Origin of the sequence: Cognataquiflexum nitidum (assembly GCF_022538055.1) — a bacterium.
Taxonomy (GTDB): domain Bacteria; phylum Bacteroidota; class Bacteroidia; order Cytophagales; family Cyclobacteriaceae; genus Cognataquiflexum; species Cognataquiflexum nitidum.
This window is the reverse complement of record NZ_JAKZAM010000036.1, coordinates 40,175-51,077: the sequence shown is the minus strand read 5'-3', so window position 1 is coordinate 51,077 and position 10,903 is coordinate 40,175. Positions and strand designations below refer to the sequence as shown.

The following is a 10,903-nucleotide window of genomic DNA, read 5'->3' as shown; positions in this document are numbered from 1 at the left end:
TATTTTGGTGAAAAGCTGTTTGAACGGATGGTTATTGCAGCTCTTCATCCTTACGTGCAGTGAAGCGGATACACATATTAGAAATTGAGTAAACACTTTGTTTGAAGGTTAAGAATGAAAGAAAATTCACTTCATCTTAACAAATCTCGCATTTATATTATTTGGGTTTTCCCTATAAACTAACTCAAGAACAAGTTCATTTTCAGTTACTTTAACTAACCTAAAAGCTGTCGATGCAATCTTATCTATGTAGTTTACATTAATTTTATCTCCTTCTAGGAAAAAAATCCCCTTCTTTAAATCTATTTTATTTCTAATAAAGTCGGTCATATAAATAGTATCGCCCCGAAATTCATAGATTGTGTTATCTAAAGTGAATTCTATATTCCTTTCGATTTCTTTTTTTGTATTTTCATCAGCTAATAGATAGTCCGGTGAATTAATTACTAAATCAAAAGGGTCGAATTGAACCATCTTCCATTTCCCCTCCAGTTTGGGTTCGGCGTTAAGAAAAGACAAAATGAAGCTTAAAATAAATAGTTTCATATTTTTGTACAGATACAGGATTATTGAAGATATCTTTTTCTTCTGAAAAATCAAGCTTTAGGTATTACTAAGTTTGGATCCTCAACTTTTTTCAATCTTAAATACGATTAATATTTCATTAGCCTTGCAGGTTAAAGCAAAAAGCCCCGAGTTTGGGGCTTTTTTTATTCTATCAATTTCAAAAGTTCCTGAAGTTCCAAATCCGAATTATTCTCCTTCTCAGATTTATCAAAAGCCTTTAGGCTTGCCTATCAAAGTGGGGGATAGGTTTTACGCTATAACTCATTTAACAAGTCTTTTGCATCACGGGCTTTTAATTTTCCTTTTTTGATCAGATTCATTTCTTCCACTGCTATCTGGATACCCTGCAAAATCTCCTCTTTTGATTGGTCACCAAGCACTTCCTCCTCCAATCCTTTGAATTTTGATTTTAGCAATTCCCATTCCTGAATGGGGATAAATACGCCTGTGGTTTTGCCTCTGTTTTCTGAAATATATTGCAGGTTCATAATCAAGCTGGTTTTGGTTGGAATAAAGACCAAAAAAATGTAAAGGAGAAATTATATTTTATAAGTGTCCGCAATGTTGTTCGCCAGGCTTGAAAGGACTTTATTGTATGCGGATACTTGTCCAGGGACGAAGGTCGACTGTCCACAGAACCGCTAATCGTTTCCAAACCATTATTGGTTTGGCTACGTGCAAGAAAGCGGACACGTCTAGTGTTTCATATTTATGAACGCTTTCTGGCTAAAAACCAAATGAAATTCGGATTGAAAATTATGTGCAGTGGCTATGGACTGTCGACCGTGGTCTATGGACCGATTATAACAATACCGGATGTCTTTCAAAATCCTTTTGCCTGTCAAACAAATACCTGTAGGTGATCAAGGTCCGAAAGTGCTTTCCCCCGAGGTTTTTTGAGATATTCAGCATTTTGGGATTGAAATCTCCCTGCCAATAAAGCTCCAGTTTTTTGTAGGAAGTAGTGGATTTGATGACTTTTTCGGCCTCCACGATCATATAATAATCGAGACCTGTGCCTTGGAACTCCGGTACCACACCGAACACCAAACCCACAAAATTCTCATATTTCCCAAAGGTTTTGATCAGAAAAAATTTCAGTTTCGAAAACCAGTCAAACTTTCCGTCAAGGTGCTTGATGATCTGATTGATATCCGGAAGGTTGATCCACATCACCACAGGTTCATCTTTGTGGTAGACAAACCAGATCAGTTTTCCATCCAAGACAGGTTTGATGGATTTAAACAACTTCAAGGCCTGTTCCGGTGAGATATCTTTGTTACCCTGATGCTTTGCCCAAGCCTTGTTGTACACGGTACTCAGGTCTTTGGCATATTTTTCCAAGTTGTCTTTTTTGAGGTATTCCGCCCTGAAGTCCGGGTTACCATAAAACTTTTGATGCGCCTCATAAAACTTCGGATCCAACTGGTGCGCTTCTTGCGCCACGGAAAGGCTCCAGCAAATCTGATTGTAAAAATTCTGGAAACCGTAGGCTTCAAATAACTTTTGGTAATAAGGCGGATTGTAATTCATGTTGTAGATAGGCGGATGAAATCCATCCACCAACAAACCCCACCATTTGTCCCGGTCACCAAGGTTGATCGGCCCGTCCATAGCCTGCATTCCTCTTGACCCCAGCCAGTTTTTGGCAGTATCAAAGAGGAAGTCCGCAGCCTTTTGGTCATCTATGCAATCAAAAAATCCGAATCCACCAACAGGGACATCATCCCCTTTGTTGGTGTATCTTTTATTGACAAAAGCGGCAATCCGGCCTATAAGCTTCCCCTTATCGTCTTTCAGCACCCATCGTATGGCTTCGGATTTTGCCAAAAGTTTGTTCTTATTTGGATCAAAAACTGACATCACATCGATATCCAATGGCCTGATCCAATTGGGGAAGGGTTTGTTTAGCAGAACGTGAACTTCCAAAAAATCCCTTTCCAGTATTCCGGAATTGACTTCAAAAATCTTCATAGCATCATTTTGATTACTCAAAATTAACCTATTTGATTTCTTAAAAACTGATTTTTGACATGGTTTTCAAGAAAGTAACTCTTTGATCATTTTTGAAAATCAATATTCCTTAAAAAGCCATTATACTTCGTCCTTTTGACAGCCGACTTTGAAAAAACCTTACTGAATGTTTCTTCCGTGATTTCTTCCCAATCCCGATTGGTCATTTTCTCCAATTCGGATTTGGGATCAAAAAGCGGTTCCTGATGGGGTTTTGAAAATCTGTTCCAGGGACATACATCCTGACAGATGTCGCAACCGAAAACCCAGTTTTCCATTTTTCCTTTGAAAGCAGCAGGGATATTTTCTTTGAGCTCGATCGTCAGGTAAGAAATGCATTTGGATCCATCCACGACACCGGGTTGGACAATGGCCTCCGTCGGACAGGCATCGATACATTTGGTACAGGTACCGCAATAATCTTTCAATATCGGCGGGTCAGGGGCAATCTCAAGGTCGATGACCAATTCAGCTAAAAAAAAGAAACTGCCCATCTTCTTATTGAGTAGAAGACTGTTTTTTCCCAACCAACCCAGACCTGATTTTTGGGCCCACTGCCGCTCCATCACAGGCGCGGAATCCACAAATGCCCTTCCGCCAATTTCGCCGATTTCTAGGCGGAGGTTTTCGAGCAGTACTTTCAGCTTGTCTTTGATGACATGGTGGTAATCCTGCCCATAGGCGTATTTGGCGATTTTATAGGCCTTATCTTCTTGGAATAATTCCTTTTTTGGAAAATAATTATAGACCAAGCTGACTACGGTTTTGGCTCCATCGACGAGTTTGGTGGGGTCCAGTCTTTTGTCAAAATGATTGGCCATGTAAGACATCTCGCCTTGGTAGTTTTGGTTGAGCCAAGCGTCGAGTTTTGGAGCTTCTTCTTCCAAAAATCCCGCCTTGGCGATGCCACAAAAATCAAAGCCCAGGTTTTTGGCCTGGGTCTTTATGATTTGGCTGTATTTTTCTTGAAGGTGGTCCACAATTTCAAATCAGAATGAAAAAGCACAAAGCAATTATTCAAACAAACTGCCGCTGCTTGCCCCAAAGTTCGGTTTGAGGTTCAGGTGCTTGTAAGCGAGTTCTGTTGCCATTCTGCCTCTTGCGGTTCTTTTGAGATAACCTTCCTGAATCAAAAACGGCTCATACACTTCCTCTATCGTCTCCGCTTCTTCACTGCAGGCAGTGGCAATAGTAGAAAGCCCTACAGGACCGCCTTTGAATTTTTCGATGATGGTCAGGAGTATCCTGTTGTCCATTTCATCCAATCCATTTTCATCCACGTCCAAGGCTTTCAGGGCAATTTTGGCGATTTCCAATGTAATCGTCCCGTTGCCTTTGATTTCGGCAAAATCTCTTGTCCTGCGCAAAAGCATATTGGCAATCCTTGGTGTTCCTCGGCTTCTTCTCGCGATTTCATAGGCAGCAACTTCTTCTATCGGTGTTTGAAGAATCCCTGAAGATCTCTGCACAATGTCGGTCAGGAGCTTGGCATCATAATATTCCAGCCGGGAATTGATCCCAAATCTTGCGCGAAGCGGTGAAGTCAATAATCCCGATCTTGTGGTTGCACCAATCAGGGTAAAAGGATTGAGCGAAATCTGAACAGACCGGGCATTGGGTCCTGAATCCAACATGATGTCAATCCTGAAATCTTCCATGGCCGAATACAGGTATTCCTCCACGATGGGATTGAGCCTATGGATCTCATCAATAAAAAGTACATCTCCTTCGTCAAGGTTGGTCAGCAATCCGGCTAGATCTGATGGCTTGTCCAACACCGGACCCGAGGTGATTTTGATGCCGGATTCCAGTTCGTTGGCAATGATGTAACTGAGCGTCGTCTTTCCTAAGCCTGGAGGGCCATGAAGAAGTACGTGGTCCAAAGGTTCATTTCTTCGTTTTGCTGCCAAAACAAAAACCTTTAGATTTTCAACAATTTTGAATTGGCCTGTGAAGTCATCAAAACTCAAAGGCCTCAAAGCCTTCTCAATTTCCTTGTCTGATGAATTCAGTTTTTCTTTGTCCCCACTCAGGTAATCTTCTCTCATAGCGCAACAATCAGCATTTACAAATATAGAAAATAAGCCCAAGGCAAAAAGTTAAAAATAAGCTCCTTCCTTTTTGCAACAAAATTGCAAATAATAATTTTTTTGGAAACTAATTTAGAAAATTACCCTTAACTTTCGAAAAATTGCGCTTTTATATGCGAACCAACGCCAACAAGAACATTATCTATTCCATCATCCTACTGCTTTTGGTGGCAGTGGTTTATCTCTACCGTCAAAACCAACAAAAACCGGAGGAGAATATCGAAGAAAAAGTTACGGGCAAAGTGATCCTTAGCGGAAACACGATGGGGACAACTTATAACATCACTTACCTGGATCCAAGGGAAAGGGATTTTAAAGCAAGTGTGGATTCCTTATTGGTGGTTTTTAACCAATCACTTTCCACCTACATTCCTGATTCCGAACTCAGCAAATTCAATCAAAAAGACACCCTGTTTTTTGGATTGCCCTATTTTCTTCCTGTTCTCCAAAGTAGCAAAAAGGTATTTGAAATCACCGGTGGTGCCTTTGACCCGACAGTGGGCCCTTTGGTCAATCTTTGGGGTTTTGGCCCAACGGGGCCACAACTTAAGGACAGTGTTAATATTGATGGCATGTTAGATTTGGTTGGCTTTAATAAAATCAACTTCGATTCGACAAGTGTCAGAAAATCAAAACAGGGTATTTATCTTGATTTTAGTGCTATCGCAAAAGGCTTTGGGGTAGATGTGGTCGCGGAGTATTTGCAGGGAAAAGGAATCGAAAACCTGCTTGTGGAAATAGGAGGCGAATTGGTAGCGAGAGGAGTGAATGAAAAAGGGGAATTATGGAAAGTGGGCATCAACCGTCCCGAAGAATTAGGTAGGGCTGACGCATTGTATAGTATCGTGGCATTGGACAACAAAGGAATGGCCACTTCCGGAAACTATAGAAATTATTACGAAGCAGGAGGCATCAAAATATCCCATACCATCAATCCCGCTACCGGAAGACCTGTTAACCATAGCCTCTTGAGCGCAACAGTCTTGGCGGATGATTGCATGACTGCTGACGCCTATGCCACCGCTATGATGGTGATGGGAACTGAACAAGCGATTGATCTCCAAAAAAATCAAGGTTTGTTTGAAATCTTCCTCATATATAGCGACTCCACCGGACAGTTAAAATCTTATGCCAGCGAAGGACTTAAGCCGTTTCTTTCCTTTCCCCAGGATTAAACCGGTTCAAAAACCTTCAGTTTAGTTCAATGATGCCAAGTTCTTTCCCTTTATAAAAATATCAATCTGAATTTGGATTCAGGCTTATCTCAAACCATCAAAAGATGACATTTAATTTCCTTGTTTTATTCTTTACTGCCCTATTTGCAGGGGGCTTGGCCTATTTTATACCGAGTTGGGAAGAAAGGTATTTCAAACTGGTATTGGTTTTTGCAGGTTCATACCTTTTTGCCATTACGGTATTGCATATTCTTCCGGAACTCTTCGTTGAGTCTTCCGATCCTACAAAGATGGGATTCTATATTTTGTTGGGGTTTTTACTACAACAGATTCTCGCATTATTGTCGACAGGAGTGGAACATGGCCATATCCACCATCCAGACCATCAGCATAATGGGATGCAGGTAGGAATATGGACAATCATGATCGGCTTGTTTTTACACGCATTTCTAGAGGGGACATTATTGACTGAAGATGGTTCTCTGGCAGGTCATTTACATGAACATGAAGAGCATGTAGGTCACGGTCACCACCATCATCATGGAAGCAATAACCTGCTTTTAGGTATCCTGTTGCACAAGGGGCCTGAAGCGTTTGCTTTAGTCGCAGTTTTGATGGCAAGTCTTAAAAAAAGATGGGTTTTTGCACTTTTGGTGGTTTTTGCTTTTGCATCTCCTTTGGGTATGGTCCTGAGTAATTACATGTACGAAAGCAATATCCTGGGTAGAGAAGGATTGAATGTATTTTATGGTATGGTAGCAGGAGGATTTCTCCACATTTCCACAACCATATTTTTTGAAAGCAGTCCTGACCACCGATTTTATCTCAATAAAGTATTGATCAGCATCCTAGCTTTCGGATTGGCGGTTTTGCTGGAAATGCTTGTGTGATAGGTTAAATACTGTCAAGAACATTGAAGCCAATATTTTATTCTGAAAAATTATTTTTTTATTCTTGAAAGATTATATGTTGCTAATATGGTATACTTTCGCTAAAATGATATATCAAAACCAAATTAGAGCATATGGAAAAGGCAATATGTCCTAAATGTGAGCATGCCAAGGTAGCCAAAAGTGGTGTAATAGACGGGAGACAGCGGTTTAAGTGCAAAATATGTGGCTATCACTTTACAGTAAATAAGCTCGGTAAATCGATCGATAAATATTATGTAGTGAAGGCTTTACAGCTTTATATTGAAGGAATCTCTTACAGAGAAATCGAAAGAATACTAGGAGTTAGTCATGTCTCGGTTATGAATTGGGTCAAACTTTATAAAATCAAAGCCCCTGAAAACTACGATTATAGACCAACATATAAAGTATTGAATCACTCTGAATTGGTCAAATTTATGACCCTAAAGGAAAATCTTACAGATACGGGAATGGTGATCACTGAACTGGGAGACAAGTTTATGATAATTAAATGGGAGCGGTTTAAAAACAGATGATCCAGAATAAAATGCTGTTTGCTATATTAAATTAACAAAAATATACCTCTGTTTTTTTATTTGAATTTCAACGTTTCAACTTGGGTGGGTCTTGTAGCAGTGACAACGCTACAAGATCCAATTACAACAAACCCAAATGATTATGTTTTCCCGCTCTTATTATTTGTGCCTTTTCTTTTTTTGGATGGTGGTGTTGCCGGGATATGGCCAAGACTCACTTGCATCTTTTAGGACCCAGAAAGATGAGATGTTATTTGACCATACCTATAAGCCTCTCTTACTCAAACTCAGTGATGATGGATCTAAATATGTCAGGTTCCTGATCTGGAATCAAATGTGGCTGAGATCAACTGATAATAATCCGGGAACCCTCGGTGTGAATGGCAATCCGAAAAACAGTTCCACCGATATTGGAATCCGCAGGGCTAGATTTTTGGCTTATGCCCAAGTATCTCCCCGGTTTTTGATTTTGACTCATTTTGGGATCAACAACCAGACCTTTACAGGCGGAGGTGTCCCAGGTGGAGGCGTTACAGGAAATCCCGGAAATATTCCTGTGACTGTTAATCCCGAAACAGGAACCGGAACAGCAAACGGAATGTCAGCAAAAAAACCCCAATTGTTTTTTCATGATATATGGACCGAGTTTAAAGTAACCGAAGAGTTGTACATCGGGAGCGGGCTTCATTATTGGAATGGAATTTCAAGGTTGTCCAGTCACAGCACCATGTCGTTTTTGGCGGTGGATGCCCCCATTTTTAATTGGCCCCTGATAGAGTTTACTGACCAATTTGCTCGTCAGTTTGGCATCTATGCCAAGGGTCAGGTGTCAAAATGGGATTATAGGATTGCACTCAATAAGCCATTTTCTATAGGTACGGGGGGAAGCTTCGATAACAACAGGGAAAGATCGGTCGCAGCCAATGTGGTCAATGAAAACTGGGCTACCCAAGGGTACATTGCCTATCAGTTTTTGGATAAGGAAAATAATAAACTTCCCTTTTTTGTAGGGTCTTACCTTGGCACAAAGAAAGTATTCAACATAGGAGGTGGCTGGCACCATCATCCAAATGCCACAAGCTCTAGAAATATGGATGGTGCAATAAACTACCACGATATTTCCCTGCTTGGGTTGGATGCTTTTTTGGATATTCCCATCAATCCTGTTTCGGGGACAGCATTGACTTCCTATGCTGTTTTTTACAATTATAATTTTGGCCCCAATTACCTAAGGAATGTCGGGATTATGAATATTGGATTTGGTCCGGGCACCAGTCAAAATGGACCAGGGAATGCCCAGCCAACTATTGGGACCGGGAATATTTTTTATTCCCAAACAGGATTTCTTATGCCCAAGAGCATTTTGGGTGACCATGGGAGACTTCAGCCGTTCGGAGCATTTACTTATAAAGATTTTGATTACTTTGACGAAAGTTCCTTCCAATATGATCTTGGCATCAATTATTTCATAAATGGTCACCAAGCTAAAATTACATTGCAATACAGTACCCGACCTGTTTTTGAAAATTTTATCAAAAGCAGTATGGCAAGTGAATTCATACTCCAAACTCAATTATTCCTCTAAAAACCCAAAGTATTATGTCAGAAAACAAACTCAAAATGCAGGCTTACTGGAAAAAGAACCTCCGGACACTGCTTATCCTATTGGTCATTTGGTTTACAGTTTCCTTTGGATTCGGTATCCTGCTGGTAGAACAACTCAACCAAATCAAAATTGGTGGTTTTAAGCTCGGATTCTGGTTTGCCCAGCAGGGGTCTATCTACGCTTTCGTAGTGCTGATTTTTGTATATGTCTACAGAATGAATCAGCTGGACAAAGAATTTGACGTCAACGAAGAATAACCCCTAAAAAACCAAAATAACATGGATATCTTAACTTGGACATATATACTTGTCGGTGTTTCATTTGCCCTTTATATCGGGATAGCGATATACACCCGTGCAGGGTCAACCAAAGAATTTTATACTGCCGGAGGTGGAGTTTCTCCTCTTGCCAACGGCATGGCAACAGCAGCTGACTGGATGTCTGCGGCATCTTTCATTTCCATGGCAGGGATCATTTCATTTTCGGGCTATGACGGATCGGTTTACCTGATGGGATGGACAGGTGGCTATGTGTTGCTTGCGCTGCTTTTGGCTCCATATCTGAGAAAGTTTGGAAAATTTACTGTTCCTGATTTTGTGGGAGACAGGTATTATTCCAACAAAGCAAGGGTTGTAGCTGTCATCTGCGCACTATTCATTTCCTTTACTTATGTCGCCGGACAGATGCGAGGCGTGGGAATTGTTTTTTCTAGGTACCTTGAAGTAGACATCAACACAGGGGTAATCATCGGGATGTGTATCGTTTTCTTCTATGCTGTTTTGGGGGGAATGAAAGGAATTACTTATACCCAAGTGGCGCAGTATTGTGTGCTGATTTTCGCTTATATGGTTCCTGCCATTTTCGTTTCCATGCAGTTGACAGGAAATCCTATTCCCCAACTTGGACTCGGAGCAACTGTCGCGGATGGTACTCACCTTTTGGATAAACTGGATGGGGTATTGACAGAATTGGGATTTGCAGCCTACACCTCTGGGAGAAAAGAAATGGTGGACATATTTGCCATCACGCTCGCATTGATGGTCGGTACTGCCGGGCTTCCGCATGTGATTGTGAGGTTCTTTACAGTTCCAAGGGTAAAAGATGCCCGTCTTTCGGCAGGGTATGCATTGGTATTTATTGCGATTCTATACACTACAGCCCCTGCGGTGGCAGCATTTGGGATTTATAATGCCATTGAAACTGTTGCCGGTAAGCCTGTAGATGATTTGCCTGAATGGGTGGGGAATTGGCAGAAGACTAACCTTATTAGCGTAGAAGATAAAAACGGGGACGGTATTGTGCAGTATGTTGCGGACAAGAATGCCAATGAACTCACCATCGACAAGGACATCATGGTCTTGGCTAATCCCGAGATCGCACAGCTTCCAAACTGGGTTATCGGTCTGGTAGCAGCCGGTGCTATGGCGGCGGCCTTATCTACAGCTGCAGGACTGCTACTTGTGATTTCCACGTCCGTATCAAGGGATCTTTTCAGAACATTTAGACCTGAAATGTCCGAGAAAAAAGAACTGAGAATAGCCCGGATCGCAGCAGGGGGAGCAGTGGTGTTGGCAGGATATTTTGGAGTAAACCCTCCGGGATTTGTAGCTGAGGTGGTTGCCTTTGCCTTTGGATTGGCAGCGGCATCATTCTTCCCGGTAATCATCATGGGGATTTTCTCCAGCCGAATGAACAAGGAAGGGGCAATCGCCGGAATGGTATCAGGGCTTGTATTTACAATCGTTTATATCAGCTACTTCAAATTTATCAGCCCGGAATTGAATAATGTCGAGCATTGGTGGTTTGGAATTTCCCCTGAAGGCATTGGCTCTTTGGGCATGTTGATCAACTTTGTCGTGTGTTTTGTGGTATCTAAAGTAACTCCTGCTCCCCCGCAACATGTGCAGGATATGATCCAAGAAATCAGGATTCCAAGAGGAGCTGGAGGCGCACAGGCTCATTAATAAAATTCTAAAGAAACCGAGATGGACTCCGGCGAAGGATT

At 41.5% G+C, this 10,903-nt stretch carries 11 protein-coding genes; 6 read left to right on the top strand and 5 right to left on the bottom strand.

Translation table 11 applies throughout. The annotated features are described in order from the left end of the window. Positions 1 to 126: 126 nt before the first annotated feature. From MMU07_RS19150 to ruvB, 5 genes are all read right to left on the bottom strand, one after another. Positions 127 to 546 carry a hypothetical protein gene (locus tag MMU07_RS19150; protein WP_241128218.1) on the bottom strand — a complete coding sequence of 140 codons (420 nt, stop codon included), beginning with the start codon at positions 544 to 546 and terminating at the stop codon, positions 127 to 129. A 275-nt stretch (positions 547 to 821) separates the two neighbouring features. Beyond that, positions 822 to 1,055 (bottom strand): hypothetical protein, encoded by a 234-nt coding sequence (locus MMU07_RS19145; protein WP_241128217.1) that lies wholly within the window; start codon positions 1,053 to 1,055, stop codon positions 822 to 824. Between the two features lie 313 nt (positions 1,056 to 1,368). After that, on the bottom strand, positions 1,369 to 2,541 hold the full coding sequence (locus MMU07_RS19140) for a hypothetical protein (protein ID WP_241128216.1): 1,173 nt from the start codon (positions 2,539 to 2,541) through the stop codon (positions 1,369 to 1,371). A gap of 86 nt (positions 2,542 to 2,627) precedes the next feature. Then, positions 2,628 to 3,560: a tRNA epoxyqueuosine(34) reductase QueG gene (gene queG / locus MMU07_RS19135; RefSeq protein WP_241128215.1), complete on the bottom strand. Its 933-nt coding sequence runs from the start codon at positions 3,558 to 3,560 to the stop codon at positions 2,628 to 2,630. A 33-nt stretch (positions 3,561 to 3,593) separates the two neighbouring features. After that, positions 3,594 to 4,628 carry a Holliday junction branch migration DNA helicase RuvB gene (gene ruvB, locus MMU07_RS19130; RefSeq protein WP_241128214.1) on the bottom strand — a complete coding sequence of 345 codons (1,035 nt, stop codon included), beginning with the start codon at positions 4,626 to 4,628 and terminating at the stop codon, positions 3,594 to 3,596. 155 nt (positions 4,629 to 4,783) lie between these two features. Between ruvB and MMU07_RS19125 the strand changes: the two genes are divergently transcribed. From MMU07_RS19125 to MMU07_RS19100, 6 genes are all read left to right on the top strand, one after another. Beyond that, a complete protein-coding gene (locus MMU07_RS19125) occupies positions 4,784 to 5,845 on the top strand; it encodes an FAD:protein FMN transferase (RefSeq protein ID WP_241128213.1) in 1,062 nt (353 codons plus the stop codon). A 104-nt stretch (positions 5,846 to 5,949) separates the two neighbouring features. Next, positions 5,950 to 6,735: a ZIP family metal transporter gene (locus tag MMU07_RS19120; RefSeq protein ID WP_241128212.1), complete on the top strand. Its 786-nt coding sequence runs from the start codon at positions 5,950 to 5,952 to the stop codon at positions 6,733 to 6,735. Between the two features lie 134 nt (positions 6,736 to 6,869). After that, entirely contained in the window at positions 6,870 to 7,292 is a 423-nt protein-coding gene (locus tag MMU07_RS19115; RefSeq protein ID WP_241128211.1) for an IS1/IS1595 family N-terminal zinc-binding domain-containing protein, read from the top strand. 142 nt (positions 7,293 to 7,434) lie between these two features. Next, entirely contained in the window at positions 7,435 to 8,877 is a 1,443-nt protein-coding gene (locus tag MMU07_RS19110; protein WP_241128210.1) for a porin, read from the top strand. A gap of 14 nt (positions 8,878 to 8,891) precedes the next feature. Next, a complete protein-coding gene (locus MMU07_RS19105; protein ID WP_241128209.1) occupies positions 8,892 to 9,155 on the top strand; it encodes a DUF4212 domain-containing protein in 264 nt (87 codons plus the stop codon). A gap of 21 nt (positions 9,156 to 9,176) precedes the next feature. Beyond that, on the top strand, positions 9,177 to 10,862 hold the full coding sequence (locus MMU07_RS19100) for a sodium:solute symporter family protein (RefSeq protein ID WP_241128208.1): 1,686 nt from the start codon (positions 9,177 to 9,179) through the stop codon (positions 10,860 to 10,862). Positions 10,863 to 10,903 lie beyond the last annotated feature (41 nt).

Excerpts from the sequence above, each read along its gene's own strand:
- ruvB (WP_241128214.1), bottom strand. The coding sequence starts at position 4,628 with ATGAGAGAAGATTACCTGAGTGGGGACAAAGAAAAACTGAATTCATCA.
- MMU07_RS19110 (WP_241128210.1), top strand. The coding sequence starts at position 7,435 with ATGTTTTCCCGCTCTTATTATTTGTGCCTTTTCTTTTTTTGGATGGTG.
- MMU07_RS19145 (WP_241128217.1), bottom strand. The coding sequence starts at position 1,055 with ATGAACCTGCAATATATTTCAGAAAACAGAGGCAAAACCACAGGCGTA.
- MMU07_RS19115 (WP_241128211.1), top strand. The coding sequence starts at position 6,870 with ATGGAAAAGGCAATATGTCCTAAATGTGAGCATGCCAAGGTAGCCAAA.
- MMU07_RS19125 (WP_241128213.1), top strand. The coding sequence starts at position 4,784 with ATGCGAACCAACGCCAACAAGAACATTATCTATTCCATCATCCTACTG.
- MMU07_RS19105 (WP_241128209.1), top strand. The coding sequence starts at position 8,892 with ATGTCAGAAAACAAACTCAAAATGCAGGCTTACTGGAAAAAGAACCTC.
- MMU07_RS19100 (WP_241128208.1), top strand. The coding sequence starts at position 9,177 with ATGGATATCTTAACTTGGACATATATACTTGTCGGTGTTTCATTTGCC.
- MMU07_RS19140 (WP_241128216.1), bottom strand. The coding sequence starts at position 2,541 with ATGAAGATTTTTGAAGTCAATTCCGGAATACTGGAAAGGGATTTTTTG.
- MMU07_RS19150 (WP_241128218.1), bottom strand. The coding sequence starts at position 546 with ATGAAACTATTTATTTTAAGCTTCATTTTGTCTTTTCTTAACGCCGAA.
- MMU07_RS19120 (WP_241128212.1), top strand. The coding sequence starts at position 5,950 with ATGACATTTAATTTCCTTGTTTTATTCTTTACTGCCCTATTTGCAGGG.